Here is an 18,171-nt window from a genome sequence, read left to right on the forward strand (position 1 = left end):
GTAGCATGCACCCTGAAGGCGACGCCGTGAGCGGCAAAGCTGAAGAGGCCTCTCCGGCGGTCGAGTGCGCGAACGTAAAAAAGCCCGCGTAACGCGGGCTTGCGGTTCTATTTATTGTTCTGTGCCCGGCTATGGCCTGTGTCTGGACGCAAGCCCCGGTGACGCATTGTAGTTATTCTTCACACAACGCCCCAAGGGCGCTCCTCCTCTTTGGCGACGTTCGTTGGCGTCCCGTCCCTGGAAACGACGCAAAGTGTATAGGAAAAAAACAGTCTGTCCACCAGATTCTTCACTCGTGGACCGTAGGGCCTTTCCGATCGACCGTAAATTCCTGCTGTTGATCGGAAATCCAGTGTAAGCCGATCCGCTCGGAGCTCAGTTGTAAAGCAGACGGACCCGATCGGGCCCCAGGGTCTTTTTCAGGCGTTGCAACAGGTCTTCGGCCGGGCGTACACGCCACTCCGCACCCAGTTGTAGCCGCGTTTCCGCGCCTGCCCCGCGGTAATCGATCACGATCGGGCAGCCCCCGCCCTGGAAAGGCTTCAGCACGGCTCTGAGCTGGCCGACGCGACCGGCTTCAGCGTCCGGTGCGGCCGCTGCTCCCACCGGCCAATCGATCACGAGCTGCCGCGCAAAACGGGCTCGCGCCGCCTCGATGCTGTGCACCCGCTCGGCGCTCAGGCGTGTCTGGCCGGTGAAGTCGTCCAGCGCCAGCGTGCCCTCGACCACGACCAGCGCATCCTTGATGAGCGCCTCTCGGGACTGATCGAAAGCCTCCGAGAACACCGCCACTTCCACACGACCTGTCCGGTCATCGAGCGTGGCGAAGGCCATCCGCTTGCCGGACTTGCTTTGCCGTGTGCGCAACTCCACGACCAGTCCGGCGACGACGACCCTGACCTCCTGGCGCCCACTCCCGCGGTGGCCGTCCAGGCTGACGGCGCCGAGCTTACTGCTGATGATCGCAGCCAGTTCCGCTTCATACTCCGTGATCGGATGTCCAGTCAGGTACAGCCCCAGCGTCGATTTCTCATGCGCCAGGCGTTCGCGTTCGGTCCATGGCTCGACCGGGGCAATCGCCAACGTGGTCGTCCCTGTCACCGTCGCAGGGTGCAAACCGAACAGATCATCCTGCCCCATCGCGTCCATCGCGAGATGCTGTTCTGCCACGCGCATGGCCTCCGGCAGTGCGACCAGTAGCGCGGCGCGATTGGCTTCCAGGCTGTCGAGCGCTCCGGCACGGATCAGGGCCTCCAGCACTCGCCGGTTGACCTTCCGCAAATCGATCCGCCGGCACAGGTCCACCAGGTCGACGAAGGCCCCGTTGCGTTCGCGCTCCTCGACCACTTCGCCGATTGCCGACGCGCCAACCCCCTTGACGGCGCCCAGCCCGTACAGGATCGTGCCGGGGTCCTTCACGGTAAAGCGGTGCTCCGAACGATTGACGTCCGGCGAGAGAACGGTCAGGCCCATCTGCCGACATTCCTCGATCAGCACGACGACCTTGTCGGTATTGTCCATGTCCGCGGACAGCACGGCCGCCATGAACTCCGCCGGGTAGTGGGCCTTCAGCCAGGCGGTCTGATACGACACCAGCGCATAGGCGGCGGAGTGCGACTTGTTGAAGCCGTACTCGGCGAACTTTTCCATCAGATCGAAGATGAACGAGGCGACCGACTCGTCGACCTTGCGCGCGGTCGCACCACTGACGAAGATGCCGCGCTGTTTCGCCATCTCCTCGGGCTTCTTCTTGCCCATCGCCCGGCGCAGCAGGTCGGCTTCGCCCAGTGAGTAGCCCGCGAGCACCTGCGCGATCTGCATGACCTGCTCCTGATAGACGATCACGCCATAGGTCGGCTTCAGGATGTTCTCGAGCAGCGGGTGGGGATACTCGACCTTGGCGCGCCCCTGCTTGCGGTTGATGAAGTCGTCCACCATGCCCGACTGCAACGGACCGGGGCGGAACAAGGCAACCAGCGCGACGATGTCTTCGAAACAATCGGGCTGCAGGCGCTTGATCAGATCCTTCATGCCGCGCGATTCGAGCTGAAACACCGCGGTGGTGGCGTAGCGCTTCAACAACTCGTAGGTCTTGGGATCGTCCCGCGGGATCGCAGCGATATCGACCGGCGACTCGCCCCGTGCGGCACGCGTCCGGTTGATGGTCTTCAGCGCCCAGTCGATGATGGTCAGAGTGCGCAGGCCTAGAAAGTCGAACTTCACCAGTCCCACGGCCTCGACATCGTCCTTGTCGAACTGGGTCACGAGATTGTCGCCGCCGGCGTCGCAATAGAGCGGCGTGTAGTCGGTCAGCCGGGACGGCGCGATCACCAGACCGCCCGCATGCTTGCCCGGATTGCGCGTCAAGCCTTCCAACGACTTTGCCAGGTCGATCAGCGCCCGCACCTCCTCGTCGCTCTCATACCAGCGCCGGAGGTCCTCGCTGTCGTTCAGGGCCTTGTCCAGCGTGATACCGAGTTCAAATGGAATCAGCTTCGCGATCTTGTCGACGAAACCGTAGGAGTGTCCGAGGACCCGTCCAACATCGCGTACGACGGCCTTCGCTGCCATGCTGCCGTAGGTGATGATCTGGGAGACACGGTCGCGGCCGTACTTGCGCGCCACATAGTCGATGACTTCGTCGCGCCTTTCCATGCAGAAATCGATATCGAAGTCGGGCATCGAAACCCGCTCCGGATTCAGGAAGCGCTCGAACAGCAGATCGAATTCGAGCGGATCGAGATCGGTGATTTGCAGCGCGTAGGCGACCAACGAGCCAGCACCGGAGCCGCGCCCGGGACCGACCGGGATGCCCTCGCTCTTCGCCCACTGGATGAAATCGGCCACGATCAGAAAGTACCCGGGAAAGCCCATCTGGCGAATCACCGCGAGTTCCAGTTCGAGGCGGTCGCGATAGACCTTTGCCGTGGCCGCGTTGTCGACCATACCCGCGGACACCAGACGCTGCTCCAGACCCGTGCGCGACTGCACGGCGAAATAATCGTCCAGATGCATACCCTCGGGGACCGGAAAATCCGGCAGCGAAGTCTGCCCCAGTGTCAGTTCAAGGTTGCAACGCTTGGCGAACTCGACCGTGTTCTCCAGTGCCACCGGGAGATCGGCGAACTGCTCCGCCATCTCGTCCGGGCTCCGCAGGTACTGTTCCGGACTGTAATCGCGCGGACGACGCGGGTCCTCGAGCACCCGACCCTGATGGATGCAGACGCGGGCCTCGTGCGCATCGAAGTCGCCTCGCCGCAGGAACCGGACGTCGTTGGTCGCAACCACCGGAGCCCCTGACTCCTCTGCGAGCAGCACCGCATGATCGATGTACTCCTCCTCCCGCGTGCGCCCAGTTCGCTGCAATTCCAGGTAATATCGGTCGCCGAACACCCGCTGCCAATGAGCCAACTCGCGCCGCGCTTCGCCGACGTTCCCGGAAAGCAGCAGCCGGCCGATGCGACCCTCGCGCCCACCGGAAAGCGCCAGCAGACCTTCGCTGCGCTCGGGTAGCCACTGGGGCATCAGCATGGGGATACCCTGGCGTTGATGTTCGAGATAGGCCTTCGAGATCAGCTCGACCAGATTTCGGTATCCAGCCGCGTTCTGCACGAACAGCGACAGCCGGTCCGGCGATCCCGGCTCAGCTTCGTTCAGGACCCACAGGTCCGCGCCGACGATGGGCTTCACGCCGCGTTTCAGCGCCGCCTTGTAGAACTTGACCAGCGCAAACAGGTTGGATTGGTCGCTGATCGCGACGGCGGGCATGCCCAGTTCGGCAACACGCGCGACCAGATCCCCGATGCCGGGTAGACCGTCGCTCAGGGAGTATTCGGTGTGGACGCGTAAGTGGATGAATCGCGGTTGCATTGGCGTCGGGAAACGTCGTCGAACATTCAGCGACCCGCGAACGACACGGGCGGCCCGGACAGATTGCACCCCGCTGGACGGCGTGGGCGGGGGGTTGGAAAGGCGGAGCAGGGGCGCGCTTGCCTGGATTCTCCGCTCGGCTCTCCGGCGGCCGCCTGCGCGTCATCGTCGCATAGCGCCGCCGGCCCGTGTCGCACGGAAGCGCTCAGGTCAACTTGCAGAAATCATCGAGACAAAGACGAAGTGCCACTTGCCAGTCGGGCAGTCGCAGGCCGAAGGCTGCAGCCAGCTTGTCATTGGCAAGAACAGAGTAAGCCGGTCGCTGCGCGGCAGTTGGGTAACCTGAGGTGGGAATCGCCTCCAACTGCGCCACACGATCGCCGAGGAGTCCGCGAGTGCGGGCTTCCGTCGCGATCTGCGCGGCGAATCCGTGCCAAGAGGTTTCGCCGGCACAGGTCAGATGATAGATGCCGGCGCGCTCGCCCGGCAGGAACCGGTCTCCCTGGTTGCAACTGGCCACCAGCAGGGCCGTGACATCGCCAATATGCCGCGACCACGTCGGCGCACCGACCTGATCGTCGACCACCGTCACCCGCTCCCGCTCGCGCAATAGCCGGAGCATGGTCAGCAGGAAGTTGTGGCCGCGGCGTCCGTAAACCCAGGCGGTGCGGAGGATGAGATGCGGCACGCCGGTAGCCTGTATGGCCTGCTCCCCCGCCAGTTTGCTGGCTCCGTAGACACTCTTCGGCTGCGCCAGATGGTGTTCGGGGTAGGGCGTGGAGAGGCTCCCACCACCGAAGACGTAATCCGTGGAGTAGTGGATCAAACCCGCGCCCTGACGCTGCGCCTCGGCGGCGATGATGCCGGGTGCCTCGGCGTTGATTCGCCAGGCCAGATCCGATTCCTGTTCTGCCTTGTCGACGGCCGTATAAGCGGCGGCATTGATGATCAGGTCTGGCTGTACGTCGGCGATCGCCCGACGCAGCGAGCCGGCATCCGCCAAATCGACCGTCAATCCGGGCGTGCGCCGGTCGGCGGCGATCAGATCACCCAGGGGCGCCAGACTGCGTCGCAGTTCCCAGGCGACCTGCCCTTCGCGACCGAGCAGAAGTATCTTCATGGGGCGACATACACCGGCAGCCGATCGGGAGGAATGTCCTGAAGCCGCAGCCCCTTGACGTCCTTGTCCGAAAGACTGGGGTTAGCGATGGGCCACTCCAGCGCGAGCGCGGGGTCGTTCCAGAGTACCGTGAACTCGCATTCCGGATGGTACGCATCGGTGCACTTGTAGCTGAACAGCGCATGCGGACTTGTCACCCCGAAGCCGTGCGCGAAACCTGGCGGGATATACAGCTGGCGCCGGTTTTCGGCCGACAGGTAGACGGACACGGACTTGCCAAAGGTCGGCGAGCCGCGCCGAATGTCGACCGCGACGTCGAACACTTCGCCTTCGAGCACTTGCACGAGCTTGCCCTGTCCGTACGGTTGTTGGCAGTGCAGTCCGCGCAGGACGCCCCGCTCCGAGTAGGACAGGTTGTCCTGGACGAAGTCGATTTCCACGCCCTGTTCCCGATAGCGCTGTCGGTTCCAGGATTCGAAGAAATACCCGCGGCTATCGCCGAACACCCGCGGCTCGATCAACAGGACGCCCGGTAATGCAGTCGCCTCGACTTTCATGTCGGACGCCCCGTTTCCAACAGGCTCAGCAGATAGTCGCCGTAGCCACTTTTTCGGACCGGATGCGCCAGCGCCTCCAGTTCGGTAGCGGTGATCCAGCCCTGCGCGTAGGCAATCTCCTCCGGACAGCAGATCTTGAGCCCCTGCCGCTCCTCGATCGTCTGGATGAAGTTAGACGCCTGCAACAGCGATGCGTGTGTCCCGGTATCCAGCCAGGCCGTGCCGCGACCGAGCTTGACCAGATCTAGCTGTCCCAATTCGAGATAGCGACGATTGACGTCGGTGATCTCATATTCGCCACGGGCCGATGGCTTAAGCTCGCGGACGATATCGACCACCTGCGCGTCATAGAAGTAGAGCCCGGTGATCGCATAATTCGATTTCGGCTTAAGCGGCTTCTCCTCGAGGTCGATCACCCGTCCCTGGTCGTTGAATGCCGCCACGCCGTAACGTTCCGGATCGCGTACCCAGTAACCGAACACCGTCGCCCCTTGTTCGTTCGCGACCGCGCTGCCGAGGTGGTCCGCAAGGCCATGCCCGAAGAAAATATTGTCACCCAGAATCAGGGAGCTGCGGCAGTTTCCTATGAACTGACGGCCGATTACGAAGGCCTGCGCCAATCCCTCCGGCGCCGGCTGGGTGGCATACTCGATCGACATGCCCCAGCGCTGACCGTCGCCCAGGAGTTTCACGAACAGATCCGCGTCCTGCGGTGTCGTGATCACCAGGACTTCCCGAATGCCGGCAAGCATCAACACCGACAAGGGGTAGTAGATCATGGGCTTGTCATAGACAGGAAGGAGCTGCTTGCTCATCACGTGCGTGAGCGGATGCAGCCGCGTACCGGATCCGCCGGCCAGAATCAGTCCCTTGACGTCACTCACGCCGCGTTCTCCTCCACTGCCAGACCCAGTCGCTCCCCACAGTATTCGCCGCTCGTCACCCGCTCGCACCATTCGCTGTTGTCGAGATACCAGCGTACGGTCTTGCGCAGGCCCGAAGCCAGGTTCTCTTGCGGTTCCCAGCCGAGTTGCGTCCGGATCTTCGTCGCGTCGATGGCGTAGCGGAGGTCATGGCCCGGCCGGTCCGAGACGAAGGTAATCAGGCGTTCGTGGGGGCGATGAGCCGAATCCGGGCACAGTTCGTCCAACAGGGAGCACAGCGCCCTGACCAGTTGCAGATTGCTCTGCTCGTTGTTGCCCCCGACGTTATAGACTTGCCCCGGTTCGCCGCGCTCGAGTACGCACTCGATGGCCCGGCAATGATCCTCCACGTAGAGCCAGTCGCGCACATTCGCACCGGTACCGTAGACCGGCAGCGGTTTCCCGGCGAGTGCGTTAAGAATCATCAGCGGGATCAGCTTCTCGGGAAACTGGTACGGACCGTAGTTGTTCGAGCAGTTCGTCGTAAGGACCGGCAGGCCGTAGGTATGAAAGTAGGCGCGCACCAGATGGTCGGAGCTGGCCTTCGAGGCCGAGTAAGGTGAGTTCGGCCGGTATGGCGTTTCCTCGGTGAACAAGCCGTCACTGCCCAGCGACCCGTAGACTTCATCAGTCGACACGTGCAGGAACCGAAATGCCGCGCGGGCGTCCGGCTCTAGGCCGCGCCAGTAATGGCGGGCCGACTCCAGCAGTTGAAAGGTGCCGACGATGTTGGTCTGAATGAAGGCTTCGGGCGAATCGATCGAGCGGTCGACATGGCTTTCCGCGGCAAAGTTGACAATGGCCGATGGCTCGTAGCGGTCCAGCAGGTAGGCCACCAGTTCCCGGTCACCGATCGACCCCAGCACGAAGACATGGTTGGGGTTGTCATCCAGGCTGTCGACCGTGTCGAGATTGCCGGCGTAGGTCAGCGCGTCGAGGTTGACCACTTCGACATTGCCCCTTGCCATCTGCCGCAACACGAAGTTCGCCCCAATGAACCCGGCACCGCCGGTGACGAGGATCGTCTTCTTGTCCTTCATAACCTCGACCCCTTTTTTTGCATCATTCCTCGCGACGGATTGTACCCAATAATCGCGACCCCCAGAAACACGGCCAGCGCGACGCTGGTATACACACAGGCTGGCAGGTTGAACTGACCATACAAGGCGAAACGGACCAGTTCGACCGCCTGCGAGAAGGGGTTGTAGCGCGCCAGGATGGTCAGGAGCGGACTCGATTCCTGTAGTTTCCAGAGCGGGTACAGCGCCGTGGACAGGAAGAACATCGGGAAGATCACGAAGTTCATGACACCCGCGAAATTCTCGAGTTGCTCGATGAACGACGACAACAGCAGGCCGAGCGCGCCCAACATCATGCCCGACAGGATCAGTGCCGGCAGCACCAGCAGGTAGCCGGCCCAGGGCGCCTGAACGTCATACAGCCACGCGACCCCGAGGAACACATAGCATTGCAGCAGCGAGACCATGACGCCCCCCATCAGCTTCGAGGTCAACAGGAACCAGCGGGGTAGCGGGCTGACCAGCAGCGTTTTCATGCTGCCCATCTCCCGGTCGTAAACCATCGACAAGGAGCTTTGCATGCCATTGAACAACTGGATCATGCCGAGCAGGCCGGGGGTGATGTAGACCTCGTAGGCGATATAGGTTTCATACGGTGGGGTGATGGCGACCCCGAGGGTAGAACGGAAACCGGCGGCAAAGATGAACAGCCACACCAGCGGCCGCACCAGCGCCGAAAAGAAACGCTCCCGCTGCCGCACGAAGCGATACAGTTCGCGCAGCACGATGCCGCTCATCGCTCGCCAGGCGTGCATCGTCCTCATGTCTTGGCCTCGGTGTACAGGTGAAATGCGGCACCGACATCGGCGGCGCCCGCCCCCGCCAGCACTTCGGCTACCGAACCCGAGGCGCGTATACGGCCGCGATGCAGCATGACCAGCTGGTCGTGGTCGCGGATCTCGTCGATCAGATGCGTGGCCCACAGCACCGCGATCCGCCCTTCCTCACACAGTTGGTGGACATAGTCGACAATGGCCAGGCGGCTCGGCACGTCGAGTCCGACGGTCGGTTCGTCGAGCAGGAGCAATTCGGGCCGATGCAGCAGCGCCCGGGCAATCTCGACCCGCCGCCGATGACCGCCGTTGAGCTGACGCACCGGTTCGAACCGCCGTTCGTACATCGCCTGCCGACTCAGCTCCGCTTCGATCCGGACTCCGGCCTCGCGCCCGCCGAGCCCGTGCAGCGCGGCGTGATAGCGGAGGTTCTGCATGACCGTCAGATCCAGGTCGAGCGTCGGCTGCTGAAACACGACACCGAGACGGGCCAGCGCCTTCGACGAGCGGCGCCGCAAATCGAAACCGGCGATCTCGATGCGACCTTCGGGCGCATCGTAAAGGCGGGTGATCAGCGAAAACAGGGTGGTCTTGCCAGCGCCGTTCGGCCCCAGCAAAAAAGCGCACTGTCCTTTCTGCACCTCAAACGAGACCGCGTCCAGTGCGCGCCTCGCGCCATAGGCGTAGGCAACGCCGGCGACGGCAAGAACGGGCGATAGCGACGTGGAATCACTCACGGCCGCGCCACGACCCCCCAGGGATAGTTGCCGACCGCGACCGACTTGGTCACCCGGTGTTCGGGCAGTTCGATCAGCGAGATATCATTGCTGACGCCGTTCGTCGTATAGAGGCGCGTGTAATCGGGCGAGAACTCCAGGTTCCACACGCGCTGACCGACCAATAGATAATCGACGACTTCCAGCTTTGCGGCATCGATCACGGCCACCCGGTTGGCCGGTCCGAGCGCAACGTACCCATAGCGGCGGTGGGGATCGATCCGAATGCCCACCGGCTGGATCTTTTCGGCCGTTACACCCGGTATCTTGAAGCCGATGCGCTTGATCACCTGCCGCGTCGCGACGTCAAGGATCAGCAGTACTCCGGCGATCTCCGACGTCACCCACAATTGTTTTGAGTCCGCCGTGAACGATGCGGCGCGCGGACGCGGATCGACCAATGTGTTGTCGACGACATCGAGCTTCGCCCGATCGATCCAGTGCACCATGTTGGTCGTTTCGCTGGTGCTGGCGACCCATTGACCGTCGGGGCTGACCGCGATGCCCTCCGGTTCCACTCCGACCGGTATGCTCTTGACCTTGGCCCGTTTCGCGATGTCGATCACCGTCACAAGATTGTCATCCTCGTTGGACACGTACAGAAACTTGCCCTCCGGATCCATGGCGAAGGTTTCCGGGTCGTCGCCCGAGGGCAGCGTGCCGACCTTTCGCAAGCTGTCGGCATCGATGATCTGAATGACATCGTCGTCGCTCGTCGCGACGTACAGTTGCTGCCCATCGCGGCTCAGCACGATGCCGCGGGGGCGCTTGCCGATCTTAGCCGTCTTGACGAGCTTGCCGGCTGCACCGTCCACGACCGCCAACGCATTGTCCTTCTCCAATGTCACGTACAGCGTATCCGCAGCGGCCGGGGTTCCGCCCGACAGTAGACTGAACAATGCCAGCGCCGCGGTGAGCCCGCGCGCTGGCATTGAATCACCGCGACAAGCGGCAACCTGATTCACTTTCATCGTAACCCAGTGTGTCCAATTCATTTTTCGGGTGAATGATGCCTTCGACCGGAGCCACCGCCACGAGGGCTCGCGGCTGGGCCAGCAGCACCGGCTGGCGCAATTGCCGATCCCAGGAGCGGAACGACAGCGGGACACCCTTGAAGCCGGCCAAGGCGAACGTATCGCTCAACACATAGTCGCGGATCGCCGCAAACTCCACACTGCGCGTACGGGTCGCGGCTTCGCCGATCGCGCGGACCGCCAGCCAGGCACCGTAGTCGACTTCCCGCATACCCCGCCCGGCTTTCTCCCGAAAACGGTGCTGCAACTGGATCGCGCCCCACGCCTCGTGCACGGGGTGCCACCCCGCCGCTACCAGCCCTTGTGTACCGACGACCGGACGTGGCAGCCACGTGCGATAGGACAACTCGTCGCCGAATGCGCCCTCCTCGTCCGCAACGACCAGGACATCGTAATCGACACCCTGCGTGAACACCGGCACCTCGGAGGCGGGTGTGCGGCGATCGTCGAAACGATGTTCCCACGGCTTGCGCGCGACGATCTTGGCACCGAAACGCTTGGCCGAGCGTTCGACCGCAGTGGCGAACAACGCATCACCCGGCGCCGCCCCGACCACCAAAAACCATTTCATCCAGCGCTTCTGCAGCAGATACTGGCCCAGCGCATCGGCCAGCATCGCATGGCTGGGAAGGGTGTGCAGGACGTTGCCGGCGCAATCCACTGCTCGCAGCCGGTCGTCGCGCGCACCGACGTCGAACAGCAGCACCGGCCGAGACCCGACGGAGCGCTGCAATGCCACGAGCTGGTCGGCCGGCAGATTGACCAGAACATGTTCGATCCCCTGCTTCAAGAGATTGTCGAAAGCGGGTAGCGGGTCCGCCTGCGCCTCCAGCACGATCTCGGTTAGGTCGAAGCGCTGCCCGGTGAATTGGCCGGTGGTGTTATTGTCGCCGATCGCGAGGCGGGCGCCCTGAACGCCGAGAACGGGCGGAACCGGGTCAAAGAACGGGCCACCCTGAGGAACGATTGCGGTAAGAAACCCGAGTTTGACGGCAACGGCGGGCTGGGCGGCTTGCGCCGGCGCTTTGGCGGCACTGGCCGTCTTGTCCGAGGCATCTCGCTTGCGAGCCCACGCGCCATCGGCAGGGGCGAGTAATAGCACGACCGAGACAGCCAACAGCAGGCCTTGAAACACCCGTGTTCGCAAAACCGCTCGCCTGCTCGTTCGTTGCCATGGAGCGGCATGGGGCGCTGCCGTCGGGCAATCCAGCCCCGGCTCACGGCTTACCGCTTGAAAGTCGTCAGCCACGTAACGTATCCCAGGACAATTCTCGGTGGCGGTTGGAGCATGTCGGAAGCCGCGCAATCATAGCAGATCAGCTTCAGGAGCGAGGTGCCGCGCTCGCAGGCATCGCTGCATGGCCAGGATCGAGGTCTACGGAACACCGAGGCCACCCTTCCGACCTTCTTGCGGAAGCCCGCTCCGATTTAACGATGGACGTAGTGAAGCCAACCGGATCGCCCACTCAGGAATAGGGGTCCGGAGTTTAGTCAAGGATCCGGTTCCCGATGTGGCCCACGACGAACCGGACAGGTTGAGTTTAAAAATCCCGGGAGGAAGATGGGGGATGATTTCTGCGGTCCCGCTCCATCGCTGGCGGCTATCGTGGCCACACCGTCGCGCCGTGGGGTGTTATGCTGCGCCCATCTGAAACTCGGTGGCCCTGTAGTCGCGTGGCGCCTGCTTTCGCAGGCGCCACATGTTGATCGGTGCGGCTGCCGCGCTCCCTCATGCAGGCGTTGGATGGCTGCCGCGAGCCCGCGACGGCGGCTAGCACCGATCTTGTCCGGAATATTCCGTGACGATCCCGCTGTGGCATGGCTGACGGACCGCGGATGGTTCTCATCTTCCCCGAGCCATGCGGAGCCCCCGTCAAAAAAACACGCGGGAGCTACAATAGCGGCCTCCAAACTCCGCAGAGTATTAATGTCTAGGACCCTACGACGTCTGCTTCTGGTCAGCTGGCTGCTGTCCGCGCCCGGCGCAGGCGCCATGGACTTGTTGAAGACCTACGAGATGGCGCTCGAACGCGATCCCGAATTCCATGCCGCGGAAGCGAACCGCAACGCCATCCTGCAGACCAAGCCCATTGCCATCGCGCAGTTGTTGCCGAACCTGTCGTTCCGGGGCCGAATGAACCGCAACCACGTGCTGGTGAAGTCGACTCCCATCGTGGCCCAACGGGGTCAGGATGTGTTCTTCTGGGACAACACCATGGACGTCAACCTGAACCAGCCCATCTACCGGCACGAGTTGTGGGTGCAGCTGAGTCAGGCGGACAACCAGATTGCCGCAGCGGAAGCGCAGTATGCAGCGGCGGAACAGGACGTCACCTTCCGCGCCTCGCGGGCCTATTTCGACGTACTGCTGGCCGAGGCCAACCTGAGTTTCGCTCAGGCCGAGAACGTCGCCACCGAACGCCAGTACGAGCAGGCCAAGGCGCGTTTCGAGGTTGGCCTGATCGCCATCACCGACGTCAAGGTCGCCGAGTCCGCCGCCGATCAGGTTGAGGCCCGCGTGATCGCGGCGGAAAACGAGTGGGAGAATGCGCGGGAAGCGTTGAAGCAGATCATCGGGGAATACGAGGGCGACCTCGACCGCCTGAAGGACAACATCCCGTTCGAGCGGCCCAACCCGGACAATATCGACAAGTGGCACGAACTCGGGCAACAGAACAACCTGCTGATCATCGCTTCCACCAATCAGGCCGACCTCGCGAAAAAGGGCATCGACCTGCAGTTCGCCGGCCACATGCCTTCGCTCGATCTGGTCGGCAATGCCAATTTCCTCAGCACGAATCGCCCTAACGGCATTTCGAGCCAAAGCCAACTGCTCGGGGCGGAACTGACCATCCCGATTTTCGAGGGCGGCGGAGTGAACGCCCGCGTCGATCAGGCCCGCTTTCAGTACGAGGAGGCCATGGAAAAGCTCGACGTCCAGCGCCGCGCGACGAAGTTGCAGGTCAAGAACTCGTTTCGGACCGTGATCGCTTCCATCGGACAGGTGAACGCGCTGAAAACCGCCATCGCGTCGACACGGCTGGCACTGGAGGCCGAGCAGGCCGGCTTCGAAGTCGGCACCCGCACCATGGTCGATGTCCTGGTCGTGTTGAGAAATCTGTTCGCCAACAAACGCGACTACGCCAAAGCGGTGTACGACTACATCGTCAACAGTCTCAATCTGAAGCAGGCCGCGAGCATGCTCAGTCGCGAGGACGTCGAGATCCTGAACCGCTGGCTTACCGCGGAGCACATCCGCGATCCTTTAAGCGACGCGCTGGGTGACACCGGGGACCCAAGCGTCTACGATGACAGGAACCCCGAGGGACCGCCGCGGTCCGACATGCAAGCGGCGCCGCCGGGACTCAGGACGCCACGCCGGTAATTGGGCGTTTTGCCTCTCGCGTCCCGGCACGCCGCAGCAACCGATGCCGAAGCCCGGAAGCATCGGCCAGCCCTCGATCGAATGTGACCAGGTCATGGATAACTTCGCCCGCTTCAACTTTTACCTGTCGGTCTGGCTGTCCATCGCCGGCGGCATCCTGATCTTCAACCGCCCCGAGTTCATCGTGCCCGACGCCGAAGACTTGTTCGGCCCGATTCGCAACAATCTGCTCTTCGCGGCCCTGATCCTGGCGATCAACCAGGTGATCCTGTGGTTCACACGCTACACCCGCAACGAGTCCAGGGAGGCCCTGCTGATGGGGTTGCTGTTCATGCTCGTAAGCGGCGGGTTGCAGTACTATGGCCGCGTGAACGGGATTCCGGTCAACCACTGGTGCTCCATCGCCGCCTTCTACGTGGGTATGTCGCACGTGCTGTTCTTCTGGTCCCAGTCCCGCAAGCTCGGTCCCGAAAACCTCTGACGGGCCCGGCCGTCCGGCCGGTTTCCGCCTGCTAGCGCCGTCGCGCTGGATGGTGTGCCATGGACAAAAAGCCAACCGACTCCTGGTGGGATGCCCTCGCCCGCCTCGCCAGCAAAGCCAAGGACCATGCCGCGCGCGAGGCCTCCCGACTCCGCGCCGACAGCCCTGCCGGCGGCGATCCGCCTGCTCCGCGGCGGAATCCCGTCATCGTCTACGTTCTGCTGGCTCTCACCCTGCTGTACCTGTTCCAGGGGATGCAGCAATTACGCGAGGAGGAAATCCCGTACAGCGAATTCCTGCAACTCGTCGACGAAGGCAAGATCGAGCGTCTGACGGTCACCGACCAGCTCATCACGGGGCTGCGCCAACCGGAGGCCGGTGACTCCGAGCCGCAACCCTTCCTGACGGTACCGCTGTGGAACAACGAGTTGGCAGAGCAGTTGCGTCGGAAGGGGATCACCTACGATGTCCGCCACGGCGAGAACTGGCTGGGGAATTTTCTGTTCAACTGGGTCCTGCCCATCCTGTTCATCGTTATGATCTGGAACTGGATGGCGCGCCGCACGATGGGCGGGCGCGGACTGATGAGCTTCGGCCGTGATCGCTTCCGTATCCAGGCCGACACGACACCGAAGGCAACCTTTCGGGATGTAGCCGGAGCCGAGGAAGCCAAACAGGAACTCAAGGAAACCATCGAATTCCTGCGCGAGCCCGCCCGCATCCAGCGGCTGGGCGGACGGATGCCCAAGGGACTGCTGCTGGTCGGCCCGCCCGGGACCGGCAAGACCTTGCTGGCGCGTGCGGTCGCCGGCGAAGCGGGCGTTCCGTTTTTCAATATTAGCGGCTCCGAGTTCATCGAACTTTTCGTCGGTGTGGGCGCTGCGCGCACTCGAGACCTTTTCGAGCAGGCCCGGCAAAAGGCGCCCTGCATCATCTTCATCGACGAACTCGATGCAATCGGGCGTTCGCGCGGCGGACCCGCGATCATGGGCGGACACGACGAGCGCGAGCAAACCCTCAACCAGTTGCTGACCGAGATGGACGGGTTTGACCCCTCGGTCGGGGTGGTCGTGATGGCCGCGACCAACCGCCCGGAAATCCTCGACAAGGCGCTGCTGCGTTCCGGACGCTTCGACCGGCAAATCGTCGTGGACAAACCGGGGCTGGAAGACCGCCACGCGATCCTGAAACTGCACACGGCGACAATGACTCTCAGCGCCGACGTCGATCTGATGATCGTTGCCCAGCGCACGCCGGGACTGGTCGGCGCCGACCTGGCCAACATCGCGAACGAGGCCGCCATCATCGCGGTGCGCGATGATGCGCCGCATGTGGGCATGCGCCACTTCGAAGCTGCCATCGACCGAGTGCTGGCCGGGCCGGAGAAGAAAAGCCGCGTGCTCAACCCACGCGAGAAACGCCGCGTGGCGTATCACGAGTCCGGCCACGCGCTGGTCGCACTCCACGTGCCGACCGGCGAACCGGTGCACAAGGTCTCGATCATTCCGCGCGGCGCCGCCGCGCTCGGCTACACGCTGCAGCTTCCGGTCGAGGAGAAGTTTCTGTCCACCGCACAGGAACTGAAAGACCAGATCGCGATTCTGCTCGGCGGACGAACGGCGGAGGAACTCGCACTTGGCGAAGTATCGAGCGGAGCGCAAAACGATCTCGAGAAAGCGTCCGAGATCGCCCGCGTTATGATCTGTCAGCTCGGCATGAGCGCGGCACTCGGCCCCCTCACCTTCGGACGGCGCCAGAGGCTGGCCTACCTGGATGTCGAGGGTGCCGAGGAACGGAATTTCAGCGAGGAGACGGCCCGCGCGATCGATCGCGAAGCGAAAAGTCTGGTCGAGGAAGGCCAGGACCGGGCCCGCGCGATACTGACCGAACACCGCGCGACGCTGGACCGTGTCGCAGCGCTGTTACAGCAGAAGGAAGTTGTCAGTGGCGACGACATCCGGTCACTGTCGGAAGTCCCTGCCAAGTCCGAAAATGGCTGGCCGACTTCCACTTGATGGCCCAATGGACGCAATGCAGGGCGGCTCGCAAGCTGCCCCACCGGAGGCCCGACGAGGCCATAGCGATGGAGATGACATCATGTTTCCCGAACCTGGCATCCTGAGCGACGATGAAGCCAGCGAGCTGCGTTGGGCATATGAGCAGCTGGAGCACCCCTCCCTGGCCGCGCGGCTCAGCAGCGTGATTGGCGTTCCCATCGAACGGATGCTCAAGTTGTTACCGCAGAGCTGGTATCGCGCGGTCGAGACCGGTGCTGAAGCAAGCATCTCGCGGGCCGCGCGGCTCGCCGTCTCGACGCTCGGGCAAAACCACACGACCTGGGCGGGTGACAAACGACACCGGGCGGCTGCCGCCATCGCTGGCGCGGCGGGCGGCTTGGCCGGACCGCTCGGACTGCTGGGTGAGTTACCCGTGATGACGCTGCTGATGCTGCGCTCGATTGCCGCCATCGCCCATCGCCACGGTGAGGATCTGGCGGATGAGGCGACGCACCTGGCCTGCGTCGAGGTCTTCGGCCTCGGCGCGCGATCCCGCGACGACGACGGCGCAGAGACCGGTTATTTCGGGCTGCGAGGAAGCCTGGCCTTCCACTTCGGAGGCACGCTATCGCATCAGGCCACGCCGGGCTCGCTGCCTGGCGGCGTCGAATTCCTGCGTGGCGTCGCCGCGCGTTTCGGCGTGGCTTTGTCCGACGTCCACGCGGCACGCATCGTACCGGTGGTCGGGGCGCTCAGCGGCGCGGCCCTCAACGTGATCTTCATGCAGCATTTCCAGGACATCGCGCGAGGCCACTTCATCGTGCGCCGCCTGGAACGCAAATATGGCGCCCAGGCCATCCGTATCGCTTACGTCCGAGTCGGCGCCATATCCGATCAGCAGAGCCGGAAGGAATACAGCCCGCTGGAGGGCTGGTAGGCGGCAGGCGCGATGGCCTGCCGAGCCAGGGAGCAGGGAGCGGCCCCAAGCTGGGTCGGCGGGAGTGACGGGATGGCAGCCTCTGCGCGACCAGCCCGCCGCAGCGCGGCACTGCAATCAGAGCAACGCCTTATCCCTCGGTCGGGAAATGCCTTCCGTCTCTGCTCTCGCGGGAATCACTGCAGCGCGGGACCAGCGCTCGCCGGGACCTGACAGGACCGCCGGCTGAACGAAGACTTCGTACCCCCTAACGGCAAGGTTCCACGCGTAGGTCAGGCGCGATTCTGCTTCGGTGACATTTCTTCGAACAGGCCGTCGGGCTCGGTGCAGAAAGGAACCGCGGGGTCGTATACCGGCTCCGGCAGTTGCTCCCAGTTGGATTCCCAGTCGAAGCGGGGCAAGCGGTTGAAAGCCTGGCGGATGCCTTCCGCCCAGTTTTTCTGCATCGCCGTATAGAACTGGGAAGTCATCTCGAGGTTCAGATAGTGGCTGACATGAAAACTGTCACGCCGGTAAATCGCCAACTCGACCGGTGGCCCCACCGATATATTGCTGCGCATGGTTGAGTCGAGCGACACCAGCGCACAGCGGGCCGCGTCTTCCAGCGAGGTCGTGGCCGAGATCATGCGGTCCAGAATCGGCTTACCGTACTTCGTTTCGCCGATTTGCAGGTAGGGCGTATTCGGCGCGACCGTGATGTAGTTGCCCTGCGGATAGATCAGCAGAATCTCCGGATCCTTGCCCTTGATCTGCCCGCCGAGGATGAAGCTCGCCTCCCCGGAAAACCCGCAGCGCTGCATGGCCGAAAGATGCTGCTCCTGCACCTTCACGCTGATGCCGCCGATGTAGCTGGCAACGTCGAAGATGTAGTCCATCGTGTGCAGGTTGGCGGCGGCCCCGGGATCATCGAGATCGCGGCGGATCTGATTCAACACAGCCTGGGTGGTCGCAAGGCTGCCAGCGGCGAGCAACACCAGCAAACGGTCGCCGTTCAATTCGAACCGGTGCATCTTGCTGTAGACACTGGCGTAATCCACGCCGGCATGGGTTCGCGAATCGGTCGCAAAGATCAGGCCGTCATCGACCTTGATAGCCAAGCAGTAAGTCATGGTTTGTCAGTCAGCTAAACAGTGGTGATGTTGCCGCCGACCTTCCCTGGACTAGGTCCTGTCGCCACCCGACTCGGCGCAGCGGCACCGGAACTCGCGTGGCAAATGCCTGATGCGGCTCTAGTTTGTC

General features: G+C 63.1%; 14 protein-coding genes. 4 read left to right on the forward strand and 10 right to left on the reverse strand.

What is annotated here, in order from left to right:
- Positions 1–375 precede the first annotated feature (375 nt).
- From dnaE to pedA1, 9 genes are all read right to left on the reverse strand, one after another.
- Positions 376–3,870: a DNA polymerase III subunit alpha gene (gene dnaE / locus BWR02_RS12660; RefSeq protein WP_139558117.1), complete on the reverse strand. Its 3,495-nt coding sequence runs from the start codon at positions 3,868–3,870 to the stop codon at positions 376–378.
- A 205-nt stretch (positions 3,871–4,075) separates the two neighbouring features.
- Complete coding sequence (gene rfbD / locus BWR02_RS12665) at positions 4,076–4,990, reverse strand: dTDP-4-dehydrorhamnose reductase (protein WP_139558118.1); 915 nt, start codon at positions 4,988–4,990, stop codon at positions 4,076–4,078.
- Positions 4,987–5,547, reverse strand: a complete 561-nt coding sequence (gene rfbC / locus BWR02_RS12670; protein ID WP_139558119.1) for a dTDP-4-dehydrorhamnose 3,5-epimerase — start codon at positions 5,545–5,547, stop codon at positions 4,987–4,989. The genes rfbD and rfbC overlap by 4 nt, the downstream gene beginning before the upstream one ends.
- Positions 5,544–6,431, reverse strand: a complete 888-nt coding sequence (gene rfbA, locus BWR02_RS12675) for a glucose-1-phosphate thymidylyltransferase RfbA (RefSeq protein ID WP_139558120.1) — start codon at positions 6,429–6,431, stop codon at positions 5,544–5,546. Before rfbA ends, rfbC begins: the two co-directional genes overlap by 4 nt.
- Entirely contained in the window at positions 6,428–7,510 is a 1,083-nt protein-coding gene (rfbB, locus tag BWR02_RS12680) for a dTDP-glucose 4,6-dehydratase (protein ID WP_139558121.1), read from the reverse strand. The genes rfbA and rfbB overlap by 4 nt, the downstream gene beginning before the upstream one ends.
- On the reverse strand, positions 7,507–8,313 hold the full coding sequence (gene pedC / locus BWR02_RS12685) for a lanthanide ABC transporter permease protein PedC (protein ID WP_139558122.1): 807 nt from the start codon (positions 8,311–8,313) through the stop codon (positions 7,507–7,509). Before pedC ends, rfbB begins: the two co-directional genes overlap by 4 nt.
- A complete protein-coding gene (pedB, locus tag BWR02_RS12690) occupies positions 8,310–9,059 on the reverse strand; it encodes a lanthanide ABC transporter ATP-binding protein PedB/LutE (RefSeq protein ID WP_139558123.1) in 750 nt (249 codons plus the stop codon). The genes pedC and pedB overlap by 4 nt, the downstream gene beginning before the upstream one ends.
- On the reverse strand, positions 9,056–10,030 hold the full coding sequence (locus tag BWR02_RS12695) for a PQQ-dependent catabolism-associated beta-propeller protein (protein WP_139558124.1): 975 nt from the start codon (positions 10,028–10,030) through the stop codon (positions 9,056–9,058). Before BWR02_RS12695 ends, pedB begins: the two co-directional genes overlap by 4 nt.
- A gap of 4 nt (positions 10,031–10,034) precedes the next feature.
- Positions 10,035–11,267 (reverse strand): lanthanide ABC transporter ABC transporter substrate-binding protein PedA1, encoded by a 1,233-nt coding sequence (pedA1, locus tag BWR02_RS12700; protein WP_139558125.1) that lies wholly within the window; start codon positions 11,265–11,267, stop codon positions 10,035–10,037.
- Positions 11,268–12,059: 792 nt separating this feature from the next.
- On the opposite strand from pedA1, the gene BWR02_RS12705 reads away from it, so the two are divergent.
- The 4 genes from BWR02_RS12705 (at position 12,060) to BWR02_RS12720 (ending at position 16,932) form a co-directional block, all read left to right on the forward strand.
- Positions 12,060–13,517: a TolC family outer membrane protein gene (locus BWR02_RS12705; RefSeq protein ID WP_162560128.1), complete on the forward strand. Its 1,458-nt coding sequence runs from the start codon at positions 12,060–12,062 to the stop codon at positions 13,515–13,517.
- A 43-nt stretch (positions 13,518–13,560) separates the two neighbouring features.
- Positions 13,561–13,998, forward strand: a complete 438-nt coding sequence (locus BWR02_RS12710; protein WP_139558127.1) for a hypothetical protein — start codon at positions 13,561–13,563, stop codon at positions 13,996–13,998.
- Positions 13,999–14,057: 59 nt separating this feature from the next.
- Positions 14,058–16,013 (forward strand): ATP-dependent zinc metalloprotease FtsH, encoded by a 1,956-nt coding sequence (gene ftsH, locus BWR02_RS12715; protein ID WP_139558128.1) that lies wholly within the window; start codon positions 14,058–14,060, stop codon positions 16,011–16,013.
- Positions 16,014–16,095: 82 nt separating this feature from the next.
- Positions 16,096–16,932 (forward strand): EcsC family protein, encoded by an 837-nt coding sequence (locus BWR02_RS12720; RefSeq protein ID WP_139558129.1) that lies wholly within the window; start codon positions 16,096–16,098, stop codon positions 16,930–16,932.
- A gap of 272 nt (positions 16,933–17,204) precedes the next feature.
- Here BWR02_RS12720 and BWR02_RS12725 read toward each other — a convergent pair whose 3' ends face one another.
- Positions 17,205–18,041, reverse strand: a complete 837-nt coding sequence (locus BWR02_RS12725; protein ID WP_139558130.1) for a proteasome-type protease — start codon at positions 18,039–18,041, stop codon at positions 17,205–17,207.
- Positions 18,042–18,171 lie beyond the last annotated feature (130 nt).

The sequence above is a fragment of the Methylotetracoccus oryzae genome, from assembly GCF_006175985.1.
Lineage (GTDB): Bacteria > Pseudomonadota > Gammaproteobacteria > Methylococcales > Methylococcaceae > Methylotetracoccus > Methylotetracoccus oryzae.

Coding starts and splice junctions, on each gene's coding strand:
- dnaE (WP_139558117.1), bottom strand. CDS start 3,870: ATGCAACCGCGATTCATCCACTTACGCGTCCACACCGAATACTCCCTG.
- rfbD (WP_139558118.1), bottom strand. CDS start 4,990: ATGAAGATACTTCTGCTCGGTCGCGAAGGGCAGGTCGCCTGGGAACTG.
- rfbC (WP_139558119.1), bottom strand. CDS start 5,547: ATGAAAGTCGAGGCGACTGCATTACCGGGCGTCCTGTTGATCGAGCCG.
- rfbB (WP_139558121.1), bottom strand. CDS start 7,510: ATGAAGGACAAGAAGACGATCCTCGTCACCGGCGGTGCCGGGTTCATT.
- pedC (WP_139558122.1), bottom strand. CDS start 8,313: ATGAGGACGATGCACGCCTGGCGAGCGATGAGCGGCATCGTGCTGCGC.
- BWR02_RS12695 (WP_139558124.1), bottom strand. CDS start 10,030: ATGCCAGCGCGCGGGCTCACCGCGGCGCTGGCATTGTTCAGTCTACTG.
- BWR02_RS12705 (WP_162560128.1), top strand. CDS start 12,060: ATGTCTAGGACCCTACGACGTCTGCTTCTGGTCAGCTGGCTGCTGTCC.
- BWR02_RS12710 (WP_139558127.1), top strand. CDS start 13,561: ATGCCGAAGCCCGGAAGCATCGGCCAGCCCTCGATCGAATGTGACCAG.
- ftsH (WP_139558128.1), top strand. CDS start 14,058: ATGGACAAAAAGCCAACCGACTCCTGGTGGGATGCCCTCGCCCGCCTC.
- BWR02_RS12720 (WP_139558129.1), top strand. CDS start 16,096: ATGTTTCCCGAACCTGGCATCCTGAGCGACGATGAAGCCAGCGAGCTG.
- BWR02_RS12725 (WP_139558130.1), bottom strand. CDS start 18,041: ATGACTTACTGCTTGGCTATCAAGGTCGATGACGGCCTGATCTTTGCG.